Annotated in this window: 20 protein-coding genes; 12 read left to right on the forward strand and 8 right to left on the reverse strand. The window is 70.6% G+C overall.

Annotated elements, in window-relative coordinates; genetic code table 11:
• Positions 1 to 38: 38 nt before the first annotated feature.
• The 5 genes from ACFU6I_RS40745 to ACFU6I_RS40765 all read right to left on the reverse strand — a co-directional run bounded on the left by ACFU6I_RS40745 (position 39) and on the right by ACFU6I_RS40765 (position 6,548).
• Complete coding sequence (locus ACFU6I_RS40745; protein ID WP_384377171.1) at positions 39 to 3,194, reverse strand: efflux RND transporter permease subunit; 3,156 nt, start codon at positions 3,192 to 3,194, stop codon at positions 39 to 41.
• Positions 3,195 to 3,358: 164 nt separating this feature from the next.
• Positions 3,359 to 4,057 carry a response regulator transcription factor gene (locus ACFU6I_RS40750; RefSeq protein WP_345515629.1) on the reverse strand — a complete coding sequence of 233 codons (699 nt, stop codon included), beginning with the start codon at positions 4,055 to 4,057 and terminating at the stop codon, positions 3,359 to 3,361.
• Positions 4,054 to 5,322 carry a sensor histidine kinase gene (locus tag ACFU6I_RS40755; RefSeq protein ID WP_384377174.1) on the reverse strand — a complete coding sequence of 423 codons (1,269 nt, stop codon included), beginning with the start codon at positions 5,320 to 5,322 and terminating at the stop codon, positions 4,054 to 4,056. Before ACFU6I_RS40755 ends, ACFU6I_RS40750 begins: the two co-directional genes overlap by 4 nt.
• A 154-nt stretch (positions 5,323 to 5,476) precedes the next feature.
• Positions 5,477 to 5,755 (reverse strand): hypothetical protein, encoded by a 279-nt coding sequence (locus tag ACFU6I_RS40760; RefSeq protein ID WP_345515627.1) that lies wholly within the window; start codon positions 5,753 to 5,755, stop codon positions 5,477 to 5,479.
• A 10-nt stretch (positions 5,756 to 5,765) separates the two neighbouring features.
• Entirely contained in the window at positions 5,766 to 6,548 is a 783-nt protein-coding gene (locus ACFU6I_RS40765; RefSeq protein WP_266986503.1) for a PspA/IM30 family protein, read from the reverse strand.
• A 296-nt stretch (positions 6,549 to 6,844) separates the two neighbouring features.
• Here ACFU6I_RS40765 and ACFU6I_RS40770 point away from each other — a divergent pair, with 296 nt between their 5' ends.
• The 3 genes from ACFU6I_RS40770 (at position 6,845) to ACFU6I_RS40780 (ending at position 9,620) form a co-directional block, all read left to right on the forward strand.
• Positions 6,845 to 7,444, forward strand: coding sequence for a DUF3043 domain-containing protein (locus tag ACFU6I_RS40770; protein WP_384377177.1), 600 nt, complete (start codon positions 6,845 to 6,847; stop codon positions 7,442 to 7,444).
• A 125-nt stretch (positions 7,445 to 7,569) separates the two neighbouring features.
• Positions 7,570 to 8,304, forward strand: a complete 735-nt coding sequence (locus ACFU6I_RS40775) for a class I SAM-dependent methyltransferase (RefSeq protein WP_384377214.1) — start codon at positions 7,570 to 7,572, stop codon at positions 8,302 to 8,304.
• Between the two features lie 239 nt (positions 8,305 to 8,543).
• Positions 8,544 to 9,620, forward strand: coding sequence for a S1C family serine protease (locus ACFU6I_RS40780; RefSeq protein WP_384377179.1), 1,077 nt, complete (start codon positions 8,544 to 8,546; stop codon positions 9,618 to 9,620).
• A gap of 69 nt (positions 9,621 to 9,689) precedes the next feature.
• Here ACFU6I_RS40780 and ACFU6I_RS40785 read toward each other — a convergent pair whose 3' ends face one another.
• Entirely contained in the window at positions 9,690 to 9,899 is a 210-nt protein-coding gene (locus ACFU6I_RS40785; protein ID WP_030933634.1) for a hypothetical protein, read from the reverse strand.
• Positions 9,900 to 10,010: 111 nt separating this feature from the next.
• Between ACFU6I_RS40785 and ACFU6I_RS40790 the strand changes: the two genes are divergently transcribed.
• The 5 genes from ACFU6I_RS40790 (at position 10,011) to ACFU6I_RS40810 (ending at position 15,903) form a co-directional block, all read left to right on the forward strand.
• Positions 10,011 to 11,213 (forward strand): bifunctional adenosylcobinamide kinase/adenosylcobinamide-phosphate guanylyltransferase, encoded by a 1,203-nt coding sequence (locus tag ACFU6I_RS40790; RefSeq protein ID WP_384377182.1) that lies wholly within the window; start codon positions 10,011 to 10,013, stop codon positions 11,211 to 11,213.
• A gap of 40 nt (positions 11,214 to 11,253) precedes the next feature.
• The gene (locus tag ACFU6I_RS40795) at positions 11,254 to 12,081 is read left to right on the forward strand and encodes a class I SAM-dependent methyltransferase (RefSeq protein WP_384377185.1); all 828 of its coding nucleotides are present in this window, start codon (positions 11,254 to 11,256) and stop codon (positions 12,079 to 12,081) included.
• A 115-nt stretch (positions 12,082 to 12,196) separates the two neighbouring features.
• On the forward strand, positions 12,197 to 13,279 hold the full coding sequence (gene cobT, locus ACFU6I_RS40800) for a nicotinate-nucleotide--dimethylbenzimidazole phosphoribosyltransferase (RefSeq protein ID WP_384377188.1): 1,083 nt from the start codon (positions 12,197 to 12,199) through the stop codon (positions 13,277 to 13,279).
• 90 nt (positions 13,280 to 13,369) lie between these two features.
• On the forward strand, positions 13,370 to 15,169 hold the full coding sequence (locus ACFU6I_RS40805) for a phosphatidylglycerol lysyltransferase domain-containing protein (protein ID WP_384377191.1): 1,800 nt from the start codon (positions 13,370 to 13,372) through the stop codon (positions 15,167 to 15,169).
• On the forward strand, positions 15,166 to 15,903 hold the full coding sequence (locus ACFU6I_RS40810) for a hypothetical protein (protein WP_384377194.1): 738 nt from the start codon (positions 15,166 to 15,168) through the stop codon (positions 15,901 to 15,903). The genes ACFU6I_RS40805 and ACFU6I_RS40810 overlap by 4 nt, the downstream gene beginning before the upstream one ends.
• On the opposite strand, the gene ACFU6I_RS40815 is transcribed toward ACFU6I_RS40810, so the two are convergent.
• Positions 15,846 to 16,607: a hypothetical protein gene (locus ACFU6I_RS40815; RefSeq protein WP_384377197.1), complete on the reverse strand. Its 762-nt coding sequence runs from the start codon at positions 16,605 to 16,607 to the stop codon at positions 15,846 to 15,848. The genes ACFU6I_RS40810 and ACFU6I_RS40815 overlap by 58 nt on opposite strands.
• 88 nt (positions 16,608 to 16,695) lie before the next feature.
• Between ACFU6I_RS40815 and ACFU6I_RS40820 the strand changes: the two genes are divergently transcribed.
• Complete coding sequence (locus ACFU6I_RS40820) at positions 16,696 to 17,472, forward strand: adenosylcobinamide-GDP ribazoletransferase (RefSeq protein ID WP_384377200.1); 777 nt, start codon at positions 16,696 to 16,698, stop codon at positions 17,470 to 17,472.
• A gap of 40 nt (positions 17,473 to 17,512) precedes the next feature.
• Here the strand turns inward: ACFU6I_RS40820 and ACFU6I_RS40825 are convergent, their stop codons facing one another.
• On the reverse strand, positions 17,513 to 18,349 hold the full coding sequence (locus tag ACFU6I_RS40825) for an endo alpha-1,4 polygalactosaminidase (RefSeq protein ID WP_384377203.1): 837 nt from the start codon (positions 18,347 to 18,349) through the stop codon (positions 17,513 to 17,515).
• A 261-nt stretch (positions 18,350 to 18,610) separates the two neighbouring features.
• On the opposite strand from ACFU6I_RS40825, the gene ACFU6I_RS40830 reads away from it, so the two are divergent.
• From ACFU6I_RS40830 to sucB, 3 genes are all read left to right on the forward strand, one after another.
• On the forward strand, positions 18,611 to 20,155 hold the full coding sequence (locus ACFU6I_RS40830) for a leucyl aminopeptidase (RefSeq protein ID WP_384377206.1): 1,545 nt from the start codon (positions 18,611 to 18,613) through the stop codon (positions 20,153 to 20,155).
• A gap of 386 nt (positions 20,156 to 20,541) precedes the next feature.
• Positions 20,542 to 21,930: a dihydrolipoyl dehydrogenase gene (gene lpdA / locus ACFU6I_RS40835; protein ID WP_384377208.1), complete on the forward strand. Its 1,389-nt coding sequence runs from the start codon at positions 20,542 to 20,544 to the stop codon at positions 21,928 to 21,930.
• Positions 21,931 to 21,990: 60 nt separating this feature from the next.
• Complete coding sequence (gene sucB, locus ACFU6I_RS40840; RefSeq protein ID WP_384377211.1) at positions 21,991 to 23,742, forward strand: 2-oxoglutarate dehydrogenase, E2 component, dihydrolipoamide succinyltransferase; 1,752 nt, start codon at positions 21,991 to 21,993, stop codon at positions 23,740 to 23,742.
• Positions 23,743 to 23,874: the final 132 nt, after the last annotated feature.

Below are 23,874 nucleotides of genomic sequence, written 5' to 3' on the forward strand. Positions count from 1 at the left end.
ACCGTGAACGGTGCCGGGGCCTTCGTGCGTGCCGGATGTCAGGCCTTCGCAGGCTCCGGCTCCTCGGAGGTGATCTCCTCCGACTGGGCCGTGCCCGGAACGCCCGCCTTCTTCGCGCGCTTGATGGCCTTCTTCGTCGCGCGGCGCTCCTTGCGGAGCTCCACCATCGCGTAGAGCGTCGGCACCAGCAGCAGCGTCAGCAGCGTCGACGTGACCAGGCCGCCGATCACCACGACCGCGAGGGGCTGCGAGATGAAGCCGCCCTCGCCGGTGACGCCGAGCGCCATCGGGAGCAGGGCGAAGATCGTCGCGAGTGCCGTCATCAGGATCGGGCGGAGGCGGTGGCGGCCGCCCTCGATGACTGCTTCGACGACGCCCAGTCCCTGCGTGCGGTACTGGTTGATCAGGTCGATCAGCACGATCGCGTTGGTCACCACGATGCCGATCAGCATCAGCATGCCGATCATCGCCGCGACGCCCATCGGGGTTCCGGTGACGACGAGGAGGCCGATGGCGCCGGTCGCCGCGAACGGGATGGAGACCAGCAGGATCAGCGGCTGGACCAGGGACCGGAAGGTCGCGACCAGCAGCATGAAGACGATCGCGATCGCCGCCAGCATGGCCAGGGCCAGCTTCACGAACGCGTCGGCCTGGTCCGCGGTGACGCCGCCGATGGTGGCGGTGGCGCCGTCCGGGAGGTCCAGGTCCTTGATCGCTTTCTGGAGGGCGGTGCCGACCGCGCCGGTGTCGTCGCCGATGGGCTTGGCGGTGATCGTCGCGGCGCGCTGGCCGTCGATCCGGGTCATCGAGACCGGTCCGGGGACCAACTCGACGTCGGCGATCCGACCGAGCTTGACCGGGCCGAGCGAGAGGTTCTTCAGCTCGGCCATCGTGGTGGCCGGATGGGCGGACTTGATGACGACGTCGCGCTCGGTGTCGTCCATGATCGCCTTGCCGGACGGGGTGCCGCGCACCGCACCGGCGACGGCCGCGCCAAGGGTGGCCTCGTTGAATCCGGCAGCCGCGGCCTTGGGGTTGGCCTTGACCGAGATGCGCGGAATGCTCTGCGCAAGGTCGCTCTGGACGTCGGTGACGTCCTTGAGCTTGGCGACCTCGGCGCGCACCTTCTCGGACGCCTTCTTCAGGGTGTCCGCGTCCGCGGACTTGACCACGACGCTGAGGTCCTGGCTGCCGAAACCGTCGCCCGCGGCGATGGTGGTGTCACCGATGCCGTCGAGCTTGCCCAGGGCCGCATCGATGCGCTTCTGGGCGGCGTCGTAGTCGGCCGAATCCTTCAAGGTGACCTGGTAGGAGGCCTGGTTGGCGCCCGTACCGCCGCCGAAGGCCGCCATGAAGCCGGAGGAGCCGACGGTGACCTGGTAGTCCTTGACGCCCTTGTCCTCGTCGAGGAGCTTTTCGACCTTCTTGGCCGCCTCGTCGGCGGCCGCCAGGCTGGTGCCGGGGGCCAGCTCCTGCTTGATGGAGAGGACTTCCTGCTCGCCCGGGTCGAAGAAGTTGGTCTTGAGCAGCGGTGCCATGCCGAAGGTGCCGAAGAGCACGGCCACGGCGATGACGATGCTGGTGATGCGGCGCCGGGTCGCGAAGCGCAGCACCGGGACGTACAGCCGCTGGAGCCTGCTGCGGGCCTCCTTCTCCTCGGCCTTGCGGCGGGCCTCGTCCGGGTTCTCCGTGCTGCCCTTGGGAGCGCGCAGGAACCAGTACGACAGGACGGGAACCACGGTCAGCGAGACCAGCAGGGAGGCGAGCAGGGCCGCGGTGACGGTCAGGGAGAACGAGCCGAAGAGCTCGCCGACCATGCCGCCGACCAGACCGATCGGGAGGAAGACCGCGACCGTGGTGAGGGTCGAGGACGTGACCGCGCCGGCCACTTCCTTGACCGCCCCGATGATCGCGGACTGCCGCTCCTCGCCGTAGCCGAGGTGGCGCTTGATGTTCTCCAGGACCACGATCGAGTCGTCCACGACGCGGCCGATCGCGATGGTCAGCGCGCCGAGCGTGAGCAGGTTGAGCGACAGGTCGCGGGTCCAGAGCACGATCAGTGCGAGAACCACGGAGAGCGGGATGGAGACCGCAGTGACCAGCGTCGAGCGGAGCGACGCGAGGAAGACCAGGATCACGATGACCGCGAAGAGCAGACCGAGCGCGCCCTCGGTGGTCAGACCGGAGATCGCCTTGGAGACGGCGGGGCCCTGGTCGGAGACGACGGTCAGTTCGGCGCCGGCGCCGAGGTCCTTGCGGAGGTCCGGGAGCTTGTCCTTGACGGCCTCCGAGATGGCGACGGCACTGCCGTCCTTGTCCATCGTGGCCATCACGGCGAGGCTCGGCTTGCCGTTCGTACGGGTGATGGAGACCGCGGTGGACGGCTCCTGCTTCACCGTGGCGATGTCACCGAGGCGGACCGGCTTGCCGGGCTTGCCGGTGGCCGGGTCCTGACCGGCGACCTGCAGGTCCTCGATCTGCTTCAGTGAGGTGAAGGCCCCGCCGACCTGGACGGTGCGGCTCTTGCCCTGTTCCGAGAACGATCCGGCCGGGACCGTGGCGCCGCCCGCCTGGAGGGCCTGGGCAAGGGATCCGGCGTTCAGACCGGCGGCCGCGAGCTCCTTGTCGTCGGGGGTGATGGAGACCTGGAGGTCCTGGACGCCGTCGACGGTGACCTGGCCGACACCGTCGATGTCCTCCAGGGCGGGGACCACGGTGCGGTCCAGCTGGTCGGCGAGCGCCTGCTGGTCCTTGTCGGAGGTGACGGCGAGGACGACGGTCGGGATGTCGTCGGTCGAGCCTGCGATGACCTGCGGGTCGACGTCGTCGGGCAGCTGGATGCGGGCGCGGTTGACCGCCTGCTGGATGTCGGCGACGAGCTGCTTGGTGCCTTCGTCGCCGAAGTCGAAGGACGCCCTGATGAGGGCGTTGCCCTCGCTGGCGGTCGAGGTGACGCCGGTGACGCCGTCGACGGCCTTGATGGACTTCTCGAGCGGTTCGACGACCTGCTTCTCGACCACATCGGGGGACGCACCCTGGTAGGGGGCGAGCACCGAGACCATCGGGAGTTCGATGGTGGGGAACAGTTGCTGCTTGAGCTGCGGGATCGCGATCGCTCCGAAGACGAGCGCGACGATCGAGATCAGCCCGATCAGGGCCCTTTGCGCGAGGCTGAATCTGGACAGCCAGGACATGGGTGGGTCTCTCTTCCGTGGCGTACGCGGCAGGTGGGCGGGTGACGCGGGGACAGACCCGGCCCAGTTACACCATCGCTCATCCACGGGGGTGGAAGCGTCGACCCCAGGGCCACTTTCTTATGTGGCGCGTACCGCAGGTGGAGTACGCCGCTTCTCCACCCTCACTCCGCCCGCGGACGCACCAGGCCCGATTCGTACGCAAAAACCACCAATTGGGCCCGATCGCGGGCGCCCAGTTTCGCCATGGCCCGGTTCACATGGGTCTTGACGGTGAGTGGGCTGACGACGAGACGCTCGGCGATCTCGTCGTTGGAGTGCCCGCCTCCGACGAGGACCAGCACCTCTCGTTCGCGACCGGTGAGCGCGTCGAGCCGCTCGGAGTACTCCGCGGCACTCGGCCCCTCATCGCCCGAACTCCCGCCCTGCGCAAGGAAGGTGGCGATCAGTCCCTTGGTGGCGGCCGGCGAGAGGAGCGCCTCGCCGCCCGCGGCGATACGGATGGCATTGAGCAGTTCGTCCGGTTCGGCGCCCTTGCCGAGGAAGCCTGAGGCGCCGGCCCTCAGCGACTGCACCACATATTCGTCGACCTCGAAGGTGGTGAGCATGACGACCCGTACGTCAGCCAGCTCCGGGTCGGCGCTGATCATCCGGGTCGCGGCCAGTCCGTCCGTACCGGGCATCCGAATGTCCATCAGCACCACGTCCGCGCGCGTCGAGCGGGTCAGCGCCACGGCCTCCGCTCCGTCGGCCGCCTCGCCGACGACCTGCATGTCGGGCTCCGAGTCGACCAGCACCCGGAACGCGCTGCGCAGCAACGCCTGGTCGTCGACGAGCAGGACCCTGATGGGTGGTGGTGTCATGTGCCTTCCCCCGTCCGGCCCGCCATGCCCGGTGTCCCCGGCTCTCCCGTTCGGGCCTTGAGCGGCAGGATCGCATGAACCCTGAATCCGCCGCCGTAGCGGGGCCCGGCCGTGAGGATGCCCCCCAGGGCGGTGACGCGCTCGCGCATACCGAGCAGACCGTGGCCGCCGCCGTCGGCCCCGGCGCCCGCACCCTCGGGGCTGCCCGCGCCGTTGTCGAGGACCGTGACCTCGGCCGTCCCCCCGACCCGTACGACACTGACCTCGGCCTTCGCCCCGGGGCCCGCGTGCTTGCGCACATTGGTCAGCGCTTCCTGGATCACCCGGTACGCGGCCAGGTCGACGGCCGCGGGCAGCGGGGGCCTGCGGTCGACGCAGGCCACCTGGACCGGGAGCCCGGCGCGCCGCACCGTCTCCACGAGTTCGTCGAGGACCGCGAGACCGGGTGCCGGTTCGGTCGGCGCCTCCGGATCGCCGGACTGGCGCAGCAGCCCGACCGTGGCGCGGAGTTCGTTGAGTGCGGAGCGGCTGGCCTCCCGGACGTGGGCGAGCGCCTCCTTGGCCTGGTCGGGGCGCTTGTCCATGACATGGGCGGCGACCCCGGCCTGCACATTGACCAGGGCGATGTGGTGGGCGACGACATCGTGGAGATCACGGGCGATCCGCAGCCGTTCCTCGGCGACCCGCCGCCGGGCCTCCTCCTCGCGGGTGCGTTCGGCGCGTTCGGCGCGTTCCCTGATCGCGTCGACGAACGCCCGCCGGGAGCGGAGGGCGTCCCCGGCGGCGCCCGCCATGCCGGTCCAGGCGAAGACCCCGAGGTTCTCCTGGCTGTACCAGGGGGACGCGCCGAAGGCCATCGCGGACGCCGTCAGCACGGCCATGGTCAGCAGGCCGACCCGCCAGGTGGTGGGCCGGTCGGTGGATGCGGCGACCGTGTAGAGCGCGATGACCGCGCTCATGACCACCGGGGCGGGCGGGTCCACCAGCACGAACTCGACGATGGACAACCCACCGGTGGCGGCCAGCACCGCCATGGGGTTGCGCCGCCGCAGGACGAGCACGGCGGCGGCGAGCACCATCAGGACCACGCTGCCCGCCTCGGGCGTGCGGGTGCCGAAGCTGGGCCCGTTCGGGGCGTTCGGGTCCGCGAACGATCCGACGATCATCGCGACGAGTACGGCCGCGGCGAGCGCACCGTCGAACGCGAGGGGATGGTCGCGCAGCCAGCGCCGGACGCGCAGGAACCCGGTTCCGAGGGTGGTCACGTCAAGCTACGGTACGGCGTGTCGCGCACGGATACGGTGCACCCGCGGCAGGGACCGCAGGCAGAGCGTGGCAATCCGGGCAGAACCGTGCCCCGTGACCGGCGGACCGGACACGGGGCACAGTGCGTGTGTGCAGGTGTTGGAGCAACCGGCGTCAGCCGGGGATCAGACCCTCGTCGCGGAGCATGTCGCGCACCTCTTCGAGGGTGGCGTCGGGCGACGGCAGGATCAGTTCGGACGGCTCCAGGGAGTCGTCCGGCACAGGTGTGCCGAACTCGCGCACCGCGGCGAGGAGCGCCTGGAGCGTGGCGCGGAAGCCCGGGCCGTCGCCGCTCTCCATCTCGGCGAGCAATTCGTCGTCGAGCTTGTTGAGCTCGGCGAGATGGCTGTCGGCCAGGACTACCTGGCCCTCCCCCATGATCCGAACGATCATGACGTCCGCCTTACTGCTTGTCGAACCTGTGCGGGGACTGCGAGGACTGCTGCTGGGCGGCGTCCTGCGGGCCGCCCTCGATGGCCTGCTGCGGGGCGGAGCCGCCGGCCAGTTCGGCCTTCATCCGCTGCAGCTCCAGCTCCACATCCGTACCACCGGAGATCCGGTCCAGCTCGGCGGCGATGTCGTCCTTCGCCGTCCCGGTCGGGTCGTCCAGAGCGCCGGAGGCGAGCAGCTCGTCGATCGCACCGGCGCGCGCCTGGAGCTGCTGGGTCTTGTCCTCGGCCCGCTGGATCGCCAGGCCGACGTCGCCCATCTCCTCGGAGATCCCGGAGAACGCCTCGCCGATCCGGGTCTGCGCCTGGGCGGCGGTGTAGGTGGCCTTGATGGTCTCCTTCTTCGTACGGAAGGCGTCGACCTTGGCCTGCAGCCGCTGGGCCGCGAGAGTGAGCTTCTCCTCCTCACCCTGCAGCGTCGCGTGCTGTGTCTCCAGGTCGGTGACCTGCTGCTGGAGTGCGGCGCGCCGGGACAGCGCCTCGCGGGCCAGGTCCTCGCGGCCGAGCGCGAGCGCCTTGCGGCCCTGGTCCTCCAGCTTGGACGTCTGGCCCTGCAGCTGGTTCAGCTGCAGCTCCAGGCGCTTGCGCGAGGTCGCCACATCGGCGACACCGCGGCGCACCTTCTGAAGCAGCTCCAACTGCTTCTGGTACGAGTAATCGAGGGTCTCGCGCGGATCCTCGGCCCGGTCAAGGGCCTTGTTTGCCTTCGCGCGGAAGATCATCCCCATACGCTTCATGACACCGCTCATGGGCTTCGCGCGCCCCCTTCTGACGGACTGGGCTCCAGCACTCCAACAGAACCCACAGTACGGGCCCTGTCTCTATTACCGCACTGTTCGAGCACGGATGTGCTCCTCCCCAAGGACGACTGCCCCCGGTTACCGCTCCGGCCCAGGGAGTAGGCGACCCTCGGGGAAACCGGTGGCAACGTCCGATCTGCGCCTCTCGGGACACCTGGAAGGACGCAGGCCGTTGCCGGATCGTTCCCGACCGGGCTGGGGTCGTCGCGGCCGACCCCGTACCCTTGGGTTTTGTGTTCCGTAGCCGTTCGAAGGATGAGAAGGCCCCCGCCACCAAGGTGACGGCGGACCTCTCCACGCAGCCCCGCGACCCGCAGGCCCCCAAAGGTCGCCCCACCCCCAAGCGCAGCGATGCCCAGTCGCAGCGCCGTCGTGCCTCCAGTGGCGCGCCGCTCGACCGCAAGGAGGCCATGAGACGCCAGCGCGAAGCGCGCCGGGTGGACCTGGCCAAGCAGCGCGAGGCGCTCGCCAGCGGCGACGAGCGCTACCTGCCGGCCCGTGACAAGGGTCCGGTGCGGCGCTTCGTCCGCGACTTCGTGGACTCGCGCTTCTGCATCGCGGAGTTCTTCCTGCCGCTCGCGGTGATCATCCTGATTCTCAGCGTGATCCAGGTGCGGAACATCCAGAACATCTCGCTGCTGCTCTGGCTCGGCGTGATCGTGCTGATCGTCATCGACTCGATCGGTCTCGCGTTCCGGCTGAAGAAGCAGCTGAACGCCCGCTTCCCCGATACGCCGAAGCGCGGCGCGGTCGCCTACGGCCTGATGCGTACGCTTCAGATGCGTCGGCTCCGTCTGCCGAAGCCGCAGGTCAAGCGCGGAGAGCGGCCCTGAGTACGGAGCTTTCCGACTCGGTCGGCGGTCCGTCCGCGGGCCTGCCGGGCGGTGCCGCCCCGAGGGACTCCGGGGACCACGGGTTCACCGGCGCCTCTTCGGCGTGGCTCAGAGGGCTCGGCGGGCTGCGCAACACCGTCCGCCAGGAGCTCGTCGCCCGGCAGCTCGACGAGCAGATAGCCGCGCGCTTCCCGGTCGGTCAGCGGCTGCGGGTTCTCGATGTCGGCATGGGACAGGGCACGCAGGCGCTGCGGCTGGCCCGGGCCGGCCACACGGTGACCGGTCTGGAGTCGGACGCCGAGATGCTGAGGGTCGCCCGCGAGGCGCTCGGGGACGAGCCCGCGGGCATCCGGGAGCGGGTCCGGCTGATCGAGGGCGACGGCTCGGACACGGGTGTGCACTTCCTGCCGGGCAGCTTCGACGTGGTGCTCTGCCACGGCGTGCTGATGTACGTCCGGGAGCCGGACGCCCTGCTGGCCGGACTTGCCCGGATGCTGGCGCCCGGCGGGCTGCTCTCGCTGCTCGTACGGAACGGCGACGCGCTGGCGATGCGGCCGGGCACCGCCGGGGACTGGGACACGGCACTGGCCGCGTTCGACACGGATACGTACACCAACCGGCTGGGGCTGACGGTCCGCGCCGACCGGCTGGACGCCCTCACGGCCACACTCGCCGGGATCGCGGCACCCTTGCACGCCTGGTACGGGGTGCGGATCTTCACGGACCAGGTGGGCAATGACGTGGAGCTGCCGGCCGCGGCGGAACTCGACCGGGTGCTGGCCGCGGAGGACCGGGCCGGACGGACGGATCCGTACCGCCGGGTTGCCGCGCTGCTGCATCTGTGCGGGGTGCGCGGCTAGGACGAGGGCCGGACGGTTCACGGCGCCCGGCGCGGTGCGTCGCAGGGCGCCGGAGCATCCAGGTAACGAGCCGTTCCGACATATCGGCAGCGCCGCGAGATACCGTACCGGCCGGCGCGGACCCGGTCGTGATCCGCGGGAAATCCCCGGGGACGGTTGAGGGGCGGACGGGGAGCGGGCTTCACCCGATCGGCCGAACCCAACAGGCCGCCAATGGGGTTAAAAGTAATGATTCAGACATGGATGCTTCCCACTCGCGCGGCCGTCTGTACCGGCTGCTGCTGCCTCTGACCGCAGGTGTCTGTGCTATAGCCCTGGTGTCCGGCTGCTCGGACTCGGACTCGGCCAGCGCCGATGCCACGAAGTCGGCCTCACCGCATGCGACTTCCCGGGCCTCAGGTGACCTGCAGGCCGAATACCAGACCGTCATCAAGAACGTGCTGCCCTCCGTGGTACAGATCCAAGCCGGCGACAGTCTCGGATCCGGCATCGTCTACGACGACAAGGGCCATATCGTCACCAATGCCCATGTGGTCGGCCAGGAGAAGACGTTCAAGGTCACCGTCGCCACCGGCGAGAAGGAGCTGGACGCCTCGCTGGTCGCCACCTATCCGGAGCAGGACCTGGCCGTCATCAAGCTCGACAAAGTACCGAGCGGGCTGAAGGCGGCGAAGTTCGGCAACTCGGAGAAGGTCGAGGTCGGTCAGATAGTGCTGGCGATGGGGTCGCCGCTCGGACTGTCCAGCAGCGTCACCCAGGGCATCGTGTCGGCCGTCGGCCGGACCGTCAGCGAGAGCCGGGAGGAAGGTGGCACGGGGGCGACCATAGCGAACATGGTGCAGACCTCGGCGGCGATCAACCCGGGCAACAGCGGCGGTGCGCTGGTGAACCTGGACAGTGAGGTGATCGGCATTCCCACGCTGGCGGCGACGGATCCGCAGATGAACGGCGCGGCACCCGGCATCGGGTTCGCGATCCCCGTCTCGATGGTGAAGACGGTGGCCGACCAGATCATCAAGTACGGCAAGGTCACCGACTCGGGCCGGGCGGCGCTGAACATCACCGGCCGCACAGTCGTCGACGACAACTACCAGCCGTTCGGAATCGCGCTGGTCACCGTCACGCCTGGCGGAGGCGCGGACAAGGCCGGACTGCGGGTCGGCGACATCGTCACGAAGATCGACGACACACGGATCACGACGATGACGGCGCTGGCCGAGACGCTGGCCGGCAAGAAGCCCGGCGAGAAGGTCAAGGTGACATATCTGCGCAACGGTGTGGAGAACACTGCGGTCGTCACTCTGGGCGAGATCTGACCGCTGCCACGCAAAGGCCCCGGATGCCGAGGAACGGCGCCCGGGGCCTTCCTGCGCCCGTATCGGCGGTCAGCCCTGGTCGGCCTGGAGACTCATCGGGCCGTAGATCTTCGTGGCGTCCTCGAAGAGGGTCACCTGGTCCGCCCCGCCGTCCAGAAGTTCCTTCCAGAACTCACCGATCCATGACTCCGCATCGCCCTGGGTCGTGAATTCCTCCGGCTGCAGGGCCGGCTCCGTCTCCGTACCGTCGGACTTCTCGAACCGCCACGTCCACGCCATGTCCGCCTCCTGGGTCGCGTTGCTGCCCGCAGCCTAGTGCCTGGGGCCTTTCGGACCGAGATCCATGAGGTTGGTCGCGCAGTCGGTGCGGGGACGCGGGAGGATCGGAGCGTGGAACTGACACTGCTCGGCACCGGAGCCCCCGACGGGCTGCCGCGCCCCGAATGTCCGTGCGCCGCCTGCGCCACCGCCCGCGGGGTGTGGGCGCGCGCCGCGACCGCACTGCTGGTCGACGGCGCGGTGCTACTCGATCTCACCCCGGGGGCCGTGTTCGCCGCCGCACGTGCGGGTCATTCGCTGACCGGCGTACGGCAGGTGCTGCTCAGCCATCCGCACGACGGGCCCGCCGTGGAGCTGCCCGCCGGGCTGCCTCCGGCCGGACGGGTGCCGGACGGGCAGGTGCTGACGCTGATCAGCGGGCACCGGATCCGGGCGGTGCCGATGGACTCGCCGGGTACCGGGTACGAGGTGACGTCCCCGGAGGGGGCGCGGCTGCTGTACATGCCGCCGGGGGCGGCCCCCGCCGGTCTCACGGACCGGGTGGCGGAGCCGTACGACATGGTGGTCGGTGATGTGACCGGACGCCCGGACGCAGTGGCCAGACTGCGGGCCGTCGAAGCGATCGGGCCGGCCACCGAGGTCATCGCCGTTCATCTGGACCATGACGCGCCCATCGGCCCGGAGCTGGACCGGCGGCTCGCGGTGGCCGGCGCCCGGACCGTGCCGGACGGGACGACACTGGTGGTCGGCGAGTACCACGTCGTACCGGATGTCCCGCGGCGGACGCTGGTGACGGGCGGTGCGCGGTCCGGGAAGTCGGTGGAGGCCGAGCGACGGCTGGAGACCTTCCCCGAGGTGGTGTACGTGGCGACCGGCGGCGGCCGCGAAGGCGACGCGGAGTGGATGGCCCGGGTCGGGCTGCACCGGGAGCGCAGACCGGCGGCCTGGCGCACCGAGGAGACCTGTGAGCTGGTGGACCTGCTGGAGTCGGACGGACCGCCGCTGCTGATCGACTGCCTGTCTCTGTGGCTGACGGACGCGATGGACCGGGTGAACGCCTGGGACGACGCGGCGTGGGCGGACGGCGGCGAGAGTGCGCTGCGGGAGCGGGTCTCCGAACTGGTCGGCGCGGTACGCGGAACGCGGCGCACGGTCGTCGCCGTGACCAATGAGGTCGGCTCGGGCGTGGTGCCCGGAACCGCCGCCGGTCGACGGTTCCGGGACGAGCTGGGGCGGCTCAACTCCGCGTTCGCCGACGAGTGCGAGCACGTGCTGCTGGTGGTGGCCGGTCAGGCGCTGACGCTACGCGGCTGACCCGCATCGCAACAGGATCAGCAGCAGGAAGGGAGCGGACATGGCACGGGTGAGGCCGATGCTGGAAGGCGTTCCGGAGACCCTGCTCTGGACGCTCTACAACCGGGCGTACGAGGCGGGGCAGCTCTATTCCGTCATCGACGATCCGATGGCGCTGCAGCTCATGGCGGACCTCGACTACCCCTTCGAGGAGCGCTTCGGGCGGCCGCACGCCTTCCACTCGCAGGCGCAGGCGCTGCGCTCACGCTGCTTCGACCTGACGGTGCAGGGCTATTTGCGCGGGCATCCGGAGGCCACCGTCGTCGCGCTCGGCGACGGGCTGGAAACCGGCTTCTGGCGGGTCGACAACGGGCGGCTCACCTGGCTGAGTGTGGAGTTGCCCCAGGTGGCAGCGTTGCGCCGGATGCTGCTGCCCTCCTCGGACCGGCTGCGGACGCTCTCCCGGTCGGCGACCGATCTGTCCTGGCTGGACGAGATCGAGGACCCTGCGGGCCGGGGCGTGATCGTCACGACGCAGGGGCTGCTGATGTATCTGCAGCCCTGGGTGGTGCGGAAGATCCTGGCGACCTGCGCCGAACGGCTGCCGGGCGGGGTGCTCGTCCTGGACTCGATGGCGCGCCGGCCGGCGAAGGGGACGGTGGCCGGGAAGTCGAAGGTCGGCTCCATGACCGTCCCGCCGATGCACTGGGCGATGAATCCGGGCGAGCGGAAGAAGCTGCGCAGTGCGCATCCGAACATCACCGAGGTACGCGCGCTGGGGCTGCCGCGGGGGCGGGGCGCGATGGGAGAACTGATCCGGCTCCAGCATCTGACGCCGGGGCTGCGGACGCTGACCCCCGCGATGACGCTGCTGCGCTTCGGCACCTGAAGGTCCGGGCGCCGCGCTGATGATGCGTCAGAATCGTGGCAGGTACTGTTCCGCAGTGAGCCCGCCGCCGGGCTCACCGGCCCACACCACGTAACGACCCGCGAGGCAGACCCCCGTGAATCTGGACGACTTCTCCGACCTGATCGAACGCCCCGACGGCGGGGTACGGCGCGACGCCGAGGAACGCCGGGAGCGGCAGATCGTGCCCCCGGGCGCCCTCGGCCGGCTCGACGAGCTGGGCGAGTGGCTCTCGGCCGCCCAGCAGGCCGTGCCGGTCAAGCCGATCCTGCAGCCGCGCGTGGTGCTCTTCGCCGGTGATCACGGGGTGGCCGAGCTCGGTGTCTCCGGCCGCGCGGCCGGGACCGCGCACGAGCTGGTCCGGGCCACGCTGGAGGGCGCGACGCCGCTGGCCGTGCTCGCCCGCCAGTTCTCCGTACCGGTGCGGATCGTCGACGCCGGCCTGGACTGCGAGCCGGAGCTGCTGCCCGAGTCGGTCGTACGTCACCGGGTGCGGCGCGGCAGCGGCCGGATCGACATCGAGGACGCGCTGACGGCCGAGGAGGCCGAGCAGGCGGTACGTCTGGGCATCGCGATCGCCGACGAGGAGGCCGACTCGGGCACCGATCTGGTGGTGCTCGGTGATCTGAGCGTCGGTGGCACCACGGCGGCGGCCACCCTGATCGCGGCTCTGTGCGGCACGGACGCCTCGGTGGTCACCGGGCGCGGCGGCGCGGGCATCGACGATCTCGCCTGGATGCGCAAGTGCGCGGCGGTCCGGGACTCGCTGCGGCGGGCCCGGCCGGTCCTCGGCGACCAGCTGGAACTGCTGGCCACGGTCGGCGGCGCGGACCTGGCGGCGACGACGGGGTTCCTGCTGCAGTGCGCGGTGCGCAGGCTGCCGGTGATCCTGGACGGCGTGGTCTCGTCGGCGTGCGCGCTGGTCGCTCAGCGGGCCGCCTTCCGGGCGCCGGACTGGTGGCTGGCCGGCCAGGTGAGCGGCGAGCCGGCACAGACGAAGGCGCTGGACCGGATGGCGCTCAACCCGCTGCTGGACCACGGCGTCATCGTGGGCGAGGGGAGCGGGGCGCTGCTGGCGCTTCCGCTCGTGCAGGCCGCCGCCGCGCTGGCGGCGGAGCTGCCCGAGCGGGTGCCGGCCGACGAGGACGACGCCTCGAAGACCGACACGGACGACGACTGACGGACCCTGCTGTGCTGCGGCCGCCGACCACCGGACACCGGCCGCAGCAGGCCTCCCCATGGGGCGCAATGCGCCATATGATCGCTTTTCATGGGAGAGGTCCGATTGGTCAGCCAGGACGCCCGGCGGAGCACCGTCCGCTCACGGCGCAGTGCGGCATTCACCATCTGGTATCTGCGCATCGTGTCGTTCATCAATTTCCTGAGCGCCGTCTGGGTCACGCTCGGTCAGGACCTGCGTCGGCACAACACCGAGAACTACTTCACGCCCTATCTCCTCACCGCGGGCTTCTCCTCCGGAGTGGTCGCCCTCTTCCTCGCGATCACCATGCGACGGCGCAAGCGCGCCGCCTGGATCGTCAACATGGTGCTGAGCGGCCTCCTGCTCCTGCTCTTCGCCTTCGTGATCGTCTTTCCGGAGATCCGGCGGTACCCGCAGAACTGGATCTCCCTGGCGCTGACAGCCGCGTTCGTCGTGGCACTGATCCTGGGCCGGCGGGAGTTCTACGCGAAGGGCGACCGGTCCAACGCGAAGCTGGCGGCCGTGGTCGCCGTCGGCGGGCTGCTGGTCACCTCGCTGATCGCCACCCTGCTGGTCACCGTCACGAACAATGCGCACGACGAGTACCGGTCGACCTTCCTCGACCGCTGGCGCTACGGCGCGCTGCGGCTGGTCTCGGTGGCGACCGACGAAGCCCGCTTCCCCGGCATCACCGTGCCCGGCTGGGTCAATGTCGTCATCAACATCCTCTCCACCCTGCTGCTGATCGCCGTCGTGTACGTGGCGTTCCGCTCCCGCCGGGCCGTCGACCCGATCACCCAGCAGGACGAGGACCGGCTCCGCGCCCTCCTGGAAAAGCACGGCGAACGCGACTCGCTCGGCTACTTCGCGCTGCGCCGGGAGAAGAGCGTCATCTGGTCGCCGACCGGGAAGGCGGCCGTCACCTACCGGGTGGTCGGCGGCGTCTCGCTCGCCTCCGGTGATCCGATCGGCGACCCGGAGGCCTGGCCCGGCGCGATCGAACCATGGCTGGCCGAGGCCCGCGAGCACGGCTGGATCCCGGCGGTGATGGGGGTGAGCGAGGAGGGCGGCACGGTCTACGCCCGGCACGGGCTCGACGCGCTGGAACTCGGCGACGAGGCAATCGTGGAGACCGCCGAGTTCACCCTCGAGGGGCGGGCGATGCGGACCGTCCGCCAGGCGTACAACCGGATCAGGCGTGCCGGGTACGAGGTGACCATCCGGCGCCACTGCGACATCCCCGACGAGGAGATGGCCGAACTGCTGCGGCGCGCCGACGACTGGCGCGACGGGGAGACCGAGCGCGGCTTCTCGATGGCGCTGGGGCGGCTCGGCGATCCGGCGGACGGCCGGTGCGTCATGCTCGAATGCCGTGACTCCACGGAGAAGGGGCAGGGCGAAGGAGCGGGCGGCCCCGGCGAATTGCGAGCCGTGCTGAGCTTCGTCCCCTGGGGTCCGAACGGTCTCTCGCTGGACCTGATGCGCCGTGACCGGGACGCCGAGAACGGTCTGATGGAGTTCATGGTCATCGAACTCCTCCAGCGTGCCGAAGGGATCGGGATCACGCAGGTGTCGCTCAACTTCGCGATGTTCAGGTCGGTCTTCGAGAGGGGGTCGCGGCTGGGCGCGGGACCGGTGCTGAGGCTGTGGCGCTCGCTGCTCAGCTTCTTCTCGCGCTGGTGGCAGATCGAGTCGCTCTACCGCGCCAACGCCAAGTACCGACCGATCTGGGAGCCGCGTTTCATGCTCTTCGAGAAGAGCTCCGACCTGCTGCGCATCGGCATCGCCGCGGGCCGCGCCGAAGGGTTCCTGGAGGCGCCCGGGCTGCCCAAGTGGCTGCACCGCTCGCACCTGGGAACCCGTAGATGAGACCGCCGGCGGCGCTGCGCACGGTCGCCCGACGCGAGTGGGCACCGCTGCTCTCGACCTTACGCGGGGCGCTCGCCCGCTCCCGGCTGCGGGCGGCCCCCATGACGCCGGCCGCGGTCGGTCTGACGGCGCTGGTCCAGGCGGTGCAGAACCAGCCGTGGGGCTTACGTCCGGTGCAGGTCCTCGGCTCGGTGCGGGCCGAGGACCCGCTGTGGACCGCCCTGCTGCGTACCCCGCTGTCGCTGTTCGTGCCCGCGCTCGATCTGCCGGTGTGGGGTGCACTGGCCCAGGTGCTCGTGGTGTTCGGGGTCGCCGAGATCTGTCTCGGGCGGCGGCGCACGCTGCTCATCGCGTACGTCGCCACGCTGGCCGGGACACTGTACGCACGGACCGGCGTCGCGGTCGGCCCCGACGGGCTGTTCGGGCTGCCGGCATCCGACGCGCAGGTCGTCGACACGGGACCGTCGGCGGCGGTCGTGGGGCTCGCGATCTATGTGTGCCACGCCTACCGGGCGTGGTTCACCGGCGCGGTGGTGATCGCGGCGATGGTCACCGAGGTGCTCCTCAGGAACAATCTGGCGGGCAAGGAGCATCTGGCGGCGATCGCCGCGGTGCTGATCCTGTGCGGCTTCACCGCCCGGTACGACCGGCGTCGGCAACCTCCCGTCCGCCGCGATCAGGACTTGGGCGTGGGAACGCGGGCCCGGTCCGGCGCTCCGCCGATGAGGTCCTGAAACCTGCGGCGCGGCCCCGCCCAGCGCCGGTCGTGGTGGTACGCGCGCAGCACCGCCTTGGAACGGGCGCGGTGCCGGTTGCGGTAGAACCTCTTCGCCCACATCGACGTCGGCCGGGCCAGCCGGATCGCCCCGAACAGGGCGACGAACGGCACCAGGGTGCCGATCACCGCCATCCGCGCCTTGCCCTTGAACAGGGCGATCAGCACGAAACAGAAGTTGATCAGCAGGGTCAGGACGATGCCGAGCCGGCCCTGTTGCTGATCACTGGTCAGTTCGTTCACCCCGAGCGGTGAGAAGCCGCCGAGGAGGAGCAGGACGAGCGCCGCGGTGAGGACGACGACCTCGACGCTCTGGCGGCCCTGTTCGGACCAGTACACGTCGTCGAGATGGAGGATCAGGGCGAACTCGTCCAGCACCAGCCCCGCGCCCGTCCCGAAGGTCACCGCGCAGACGCCCGCCGCGACGCCGTACCGTCCGCTGGAGACCGCGCCGAAGCCGCCGATCACCGTCAGCACCACACCGGGCACCACATGGTGGACGTGGACCCCCCCGGGCGTGATGTTGCGGAAGGGCCCCTTCCCGGCCCTGATCATCCGGGTGATGAGACGGGTGATGGCGAAGGTCAGCACAAAGGCCGCCAGGGCGAGAAGCAGGGGCAGCTTCCCCGGCTCGACAAAGTTCTGATCGAACCAGTGACCCATGCCACCCACTCCCATTGATCCGCTTGTGCGGTGCTTTGCAGCGTTTCGGTCAATCTAGCGGTGCGACCCAGGGATTAGCCTGCGCGCCGTGACCTCCCTGAACAGCCACGGCATACGTTTCGCCTTCGGCACCCTGACCGTGTTCCCCGTCCGCGTCACCCGCTGGGACCGCGAGGCCGCCCGTGCCGGGATGCTGAGCGCCCCGCTCGCCGGTCTGGTGGTCGGGCTGCTCGCGGCGGCCCCCGGCGCACTGCTGCTGCTCGGGGTGGGGCCGCTGCTCGCGGCGGTCGCCTCCACCGCGGTGCCCGCGGTCCTCACACGGGGGCTGCACCTCGACGGACTCGCCGACACGGCGGACGGGCTCGGCAGCGGCAAGCCCGCGGCGGACGCGTTGCGCATCATGAAGCAGTCCGACATCGGGCCGTTCGGTGTCATCACCCTGCTGTTCGTCCTTCTGGCCCAGGTCGCGGTCCTCCAGGAGCTGTACGGGGAGGGCTGGGCGCACGGCGCGGTGGCTGCGGTCGTCGCGGGGGTCACCGCCCGCCTCGCGCTCACGCTGGCGTCCCGTCAGGGCGTGCCTCCGGCCCGGCCGGAGGGGCTGGGCGCGGCGGTGGCGGGAACGGTGCCGACGGGCGCGGCGGCGGCCGTGACGGTCGCGGTGGTGGCCGCGGGGTCGGGGGCGGGGGCGGTGTTCGGCGGGTACGGGGCGCTGGCCCACGGCCTTGCCGTAGTGGCCGGGCTGATGGGTGCGCAGCTGCTGCTGCGGCACTGTGTGCGGCGGTTCGGCGGCGTGACCGGGGATGTGTTCGGCGCGGTCGCGGAGACGGCGGCGACGGCGGCTCTGGTGGTGTTGGCCCTGGGGTAGGCGGACGGGGGTGCGTGGCGGCCCGGTTTCCGTCTTCTCCTCACTCCGCGGACGGGCTCGCCGCACAGTTCCGGCGCCAGGTGCCCAGGTCGTACTTCTTGAGGAGCGAACTCAGACGCAGCCGCGTCGACTCCGGGCAGAACCGTGCCACCGGCACCTCGTACTCCACATGGAACACCGCCTTGTCCGCCTCGATGAACGGAGTGAGGTCGGCGCACTCGTCGTACTGGGCACACTGTTCGTTGACCGCGAAGTCGAAGTCCGGTTCCAGCTGCGGGATCTGGTCCAGGTCGTTCTTCAGCCCGACCGCGAGTCCGTGCCGGTGGGCGATGCGGGCGATGAGGCGGTTGTAGCGCAGCTGATCGGCGCCGGTCAGGGAAAAGCCCGTGCGGTTGCGGTAGCCGTCCATGTTGTCGGGCTCGACCGCGTCGAAGCCCTTCTTCGCGCACATCTCGATCCGGGACTCCATCAGCGGCCCGAGCAGATCCGTGCGGCGGATGTCGAGCCAGCGCTCCCCCGGCCAGCCGTTGCCCTTCCCGAGGATCGAGGCGGGGAACTTCCCGGCATCGGGGCGGAATTCCTCCCAGGCGCCCGTGGACACGTAACAGATGACCTTGCGACCACGGCGGTGCAGATCGGCGACCGCCCGCGCATCGTGCTCGAAGCCGTCGATGTCGTACACCGGAACGTCCACGGTGGGGTCGAGGCGGCCGGAGAGCTGCCACTGCCAGTCGGTGCCCGGCTTCGGCTGCCAGCGCCCCGCGGCGGTGGTGCGAGGTGCCGAGGTGCAGCCTGCCAGCATCGTCGACAGGATCAGTACGGTGATGGCCGCCGCCGACTTCGGTCTCGTCCTGCGTGCAGCCCGACGGGCGCGCATCGCTCTCCCCCACTCGCTCCGACACCTCCGACCGACCCTACTTCCCGGGCCGGTTGCGCCCCCACGGCCCCCGACCGGACCGGACGGGGGCCGGAGACGTACTGCCGGAACGGACCGCAGACGGCCCGCCGCCGTGATCCCTCGGCAAAGGCGCGCGTAGGCTCATTCCCGGCACATTGCGGCGGCGTCTACGATGCGCCGGGCACGGTCGGCCCACCCCTCGACCGACAACGAACTCAACGGAAGCGAGATTTCACCACCGTGACTGCTCTCACTCTCAGCACTGCCGGTGCGGCGACGCTGCGCGCCGACGCACTTGTCGTCGGCGTCGCCAAGGGAGCCAAGGGCCCGGTCGTCGCACCGGGCGCCGAGGCCGTGGACAAGGCGTTCGGCGGAAAGCTCGCCACCGTCCTGGAGACCCTGGGCGCCTCCGGTGCCGAGGGCGAAGTGACCAAGCTCCACGCGCCGGACGGCCTCAAGGTCCCGGTCGTCATCGCGGTCGGACTCGGTCCGGTCCCGGAGAAGGACGCGGCATTCGACGGCGAGGCACTGCGCCGCGCCGCCGGTTCCGCCGCGCGTGCGCTGACCGGTTCGAAGAAGGCCGGCTTCGCGCTGCCGATCACGTCCGTCGAGGACGCCGAGGCCGTCGCCGAGGGCGCGCTGCTCGGCGCGTACGCCTTCACCGCGTACCAGGGCGGCGAGAACAAGCTCGCGCCGAAGGACAAGAAGAACGGCAACGGCGCCAAGCTGCCGCTCGCCGAGGTCGCCCTGCTCGGCGGCAAGCCGCGCGACAAGGCGTTCAAGGCGGCCGCGGAGCGTGCCACCGCCCTCGTCGAGGAGATCAACCGCGCCCGCGACCTGATCAACACCCCGCCGAACGACCTGTACCCCGAGTCCTTCGCCGCCGTGGCCACGGCCGCCGGCAAGGAGCACGGCATCAAGGTGCAGGTCCTCGACGAGAAGGCGCTCGTCAAGGGCGGCTTCGGCGGTCTGCTGGGCGTCGGCCAGGGCTCGACCCACGGCCCCCGCCTGGTGAAGCTCGCCTACACGCACCCGAAGGCGGAGAAGACCCTGGCCCTGGTCGGCAAGGGCATCACCTACGACTCGGGCGGCATCTCGCTGAAGCCGGCCGGTCACAACGAGACGATGAAGTGCGACATGAGCGGCGCCGCCGCCGTGTTCGCGACCGTCGTCGCGGCCGCCCGTCTCGGCCTCCAGGTCAACGTCACCGGCTGGCTGGCGCTCGCCGAGAACATGCCGTCCGGCAACGCCACCCGCCCGGGTGACGTGCTGCGCATGTACAGCGGCAAGACCGTCGAGGTGCTGAACACGGACGCCGAGGGCCGGCTCGTCCTCGCCGACGCGCTGACCCGCGCCTGTGAGGAGAGCCCGGACGCGATCGTCGACGTGGCGACCCTGACCGGAGCGATGGTCCTGGCGCTCGGCCACCGCACCTTCGGCATCATGGCGAACGACGACGCCTTCCGTACGTCCATCCACGAGATCGCCGAGGAGGTCGGCGAGGCCTCCTGGCCGATGCCGCTCCCCGCCGACCTGCGCAAGGGCATGGACTCCCCGACCGCCGACATCGCCAACATGGGTGAGCGGATGGGCGGCGGCCTGGTGGCCGGTCTGTTCCTGCAGGAGTTCGTGGGCGAGGGCATCGCCTGGGCGCACCTGGACATCGCGGGTCCGGCCTTCCACGAGGGCGCGCCGTACGGCTACACGCCGAAGGGCGGCACCGGTTCCGCGATCCGCACGCTGGTGAAGCTGGCGGAGCGCACCGCTGCCGGGGACCTCGGCTGAGGATGCTCGGTAGTACGTACGGCCCCGGGCATACGTCCGGGGCCGTACGTGTTCACTCGTCGGTATGGACTCACGATGCGCGCAGGTTTCGCTCTCAACGAAATCCGCACTCCCACCCGTCTCCCACCACCACCCTTCCACCGCGGCGCTTCGCGCCGCTCCTACCAATCTCTACGCAGCAGTAACCATCCGGAACGGATGATCATCCGTCCCGGACCCGGGCCCCGCGTCCCGCCCACCGTCAACAAGTGCGAAGATGGGTTCTCGGCAGGACAGGGCCCCCACCACAGGGCCGAATAACAAAAGCGGCCGAACACCAGCCGACCGGCCGGTCTTCCCCCAGCGACGGGGCCCGGCGTACGGCGCACATGCATGGAGGACGTGACGTGGCGAACGACGCCAGCACCGTTTTCGACCTAGTGATCCTCGGCGGTGGTAGCGGCGGTTACGCCGCGGCCCTGCGCGGAGCGCAGCTGGGCCTGGACGTCGCTCTGATCGAGAAGGGCAAGGTCGGCGGCACCTGCCTGCACAACGGCTGCATCCCCACGAAGGCGCTGCTGCACGCCGGCGAGATCGCCGACCAGGCACGCGAGGCCGACCAGTTCGGCGTCAAGGCCACCTTCGAGGGCATCGACATCGAGGCCGTCCACAAGTACAAGGACGACGTGATCTCGGGCCTGTACAAGGGTCTGCAGGGTCTCATCGCCTCGCGCAAGGTCACCTACATCGAGGGTGAGGGACGGCTCTCCTCCCCCACCTCGGTGGACGTGAACGGCCAGCGCATCCAGGGCCGCCACGTGCTCCTGGCGACCGGCTCCGTGCCGAAGTCGCTGCCGGGCCTGGAGATCGACGGCAACCGGATCATCTCCTCGGACCACGCGCTGAAGCTGGACCGCGTCCCGAAGTCCGCGATCGTCCTGGGCGGCGGCGTCATCGGCGTCGAGTTCGCCTCGGCATGGACGTCCTTCGGCACCGACGTCACGATCATCGAGGGTCTGAAGCACCTCGTTCCGGTCGAGGACGAGAACAGCTCGAAGCTTCTTGAGCGCGCTTTCCGCAAGCGCGGCATCAAGTTCAACCTCGGTACGTTCTTCCAGAGCGCCGAGTACACGCAGGACGGCGTCCGCGTGACCCTCGCCGACGGCAAGACGTTCGAGGCGGAGGTGCTGCTGGTCGCGATCGGCCGCGGCCCGGTCTCGCAGGGTCTGGGTTACGAGGAGGCCGGCGTCGCGATGGACCGCGGCTACGTCCTCGTCGACGAGTACATGCAGACCAACGTTCCGACCATCTCGGCCGTGGGCGACCTGGCCCCGACGCTGCAGCTCGCGCACGTCGGCTTCGCCGAGGGCATCCTGGTGGCGGAGCGACTGGCCGGTCTGAAGACCGTCCCGATCGACTACGACGGTGTCCCCCGGGTGACGTACTGCCACCCCGAGGTCGCTTCCGTGGGCATCACCGAGGCCAAGGCCAAGGAGCTCTACGGCGCGGACAAGGTCGTCGCTCTGAAGTACAACCTTGCGGGCAACGGCAAGAGCAAGATCCTCAAGACCGCGGGCGAGATCAAGCTCGTCCAGGTCAAGGACGGTGCCGTGGTCGGCGTCCACATGGTCGGTGACCGTATGGGCGAGCAGGTCGGCGAAGCCCAGCTGATCTACAACTGGGAGGCGCTGCCGGCCGAGGTCGCGCAGCTCATCCACGCCCACCCGACGCAGAGCGAAGCGCTCGGCGAGGCCCACCTGGCCCTGGCCGGCAAGCCCCTCCACTCCCACGACTGATCCAGTCCCGGGCGCGACGACCGACCTACTTCCGCACTTTCGTAAGGAGCAACTGAAACCATGTCGGTTTCCGTAACCCTTCCGGCGCTCGGCGAGAGCGTCACCGAGGGCACTGTCACCCGCTGGCTGAAGGCCGAGGGCGAGCGCGTCGAGGCCGACGAGCCGCTGCTCGAGGTCTCGACCGACAAGGTCGACACCGAGATCCCGGCGCCCGCCGCCGGCATCCTCGCGTCCATCAAGGTCGCCGAGGACGAGACCGTCGAGGTCGGCGCCGAGCTGGCCGTCATCGACGACGGCAGGGGTGCAGCCGTCCCGGCCGCGGCTCCGGCCGCCGAGCCCGCGGCCGCTCCGGCTGCCGCCCCGGCACCGGTCGCGGAGGCCCCCGCCGCCGCCCCCGCCCCCGTGGCCGCGGCTCCGGCTGCTGCCCCGGCCGGCGGCGCCGCCGGTACGGACGTCACCCTCCCGGCGCTCGGCGAGAGCGTCACCGAGGGCACCGTCACCCGCTGGCTGAAGGAGGTCGGCGAGGAGGTGACGGAGGACGAGCCGCTGCTCGAGGTCTCCACGGACAAGGTCGACACCGAGATCCCCGCGCCGGTCTCCGGTGTGCTGCTGGAGATCGTCGTCGCCGAGGACGAGACCGCCGAGGTCGGCGCGAAGCTCGCCGTCATCGGTGCCGCGGGTGCCGCCCCGGCTGCTGCCCCGGCTCCGGCCGCTCCGGCCCCCGTGGCCGCCCCGGCTCCGGCTGCCCCGGCTCCGGTCGCCGCAGCCCCCGCCCCCGTGGCCGCTCCGGCCCCGGCGGCGCCCGTGGCCGCCCCGGCTCCGGTCGCCGCCCCGGCTCCGGCCCCGGTCACCCCGGTGGCTCCGGCTGCGGCCGCCGCCGACGAAGGCGCGTACGTCACGCCGCTGGTCCGCAAGCTCGCGGCCGAGAGCGGTGTCGACCTCGGTGCGGTCAAGGGCACCGGCGTCGGCGGCCGTATCCGCAAGCAGGACGTCGTCGCCGCCGCGGAGGCCGCCAAGGCCGCCGCTGCCGCCCCGGCCCCCGTCGCGGCTGCCCCGGCAGCCTCGAAGGCGCCGAAGCTGGAGGCGTCCCCGCTGCGCGGTCAGACGGTCAAGATGACCCGCATGCGCAAGGTCATCGGCGACAACATGATGAAGGCGCTGCACTCGCAGGCCCAGCTGACCTCGGTCGTCGAGGTCGACATCACGAAGCTGATGAAGCTGCGCAACCAGGCGAAGGCCGCGTTCGCCGCCCGCGAGGGCGTCAAGCTGTCCCCGATGCCGTTCTTCGTGAAGGCGGCGGCCCAGGCGCTGAAGGCCCACCCGGTCATCAACGCCCGGATCAACGAGGACGAGGGCACCATCACGTACTTCGACTCGGAGAACATCGGCATCGCCGTGGACGCCGAGAAGGGTCTGATGACGCCGGTCATCAAGGGTGCGGGCGACCTGAACATCGCCGGTATCTCGAAGAAGACCGCCGAGCTGGCCGGCAAGGCCCGCGGCGGCGGCCTGACGCCGGACGACATGTCCGGTGCCACCTTCACCATCAGCAACACCGGTTCGCGCGGTGCGCTGTTCGACACCGTGATCGTGCCGCCGAACCAGGCCGCCATCCTGGGCATCGGTGCCACCGTCAAGCGTCCGGCGGTCATCGAGACCGCCGAGGGCACCGTCATCGGTGTCCGCGACATGACGTACCTCTCGCTCTCCTACGACCACCGTCTGGTGGACGGTGCGGACGCCGCCCGCTACCTGACTGCGGTCAAGGCGATCCTGGAGGCCGGTGAGTTCGAGGTCGAGCTCGGCCTCTGAGCACCACGGTTGTAACCAGCCTCACCAGCGGCGGCCCCGAGCGGGACCAGTCCGGGAGGGGTCGCCCCAGGGGTGGGGGCGAACCACCCGTGTCAGCGCCCCGCCCAGGAGCAAAAACCCAAAGGTGGCCGG

This window comes from Streptomyces sp. NPDC057486, assembly GCF_042802415.1.
GTDB lineage: Bacteria > Actinomycetota > Actinomycetes > Streptomycetales > Streptomycetaceae > Streptomyces > Streptomyces yanii.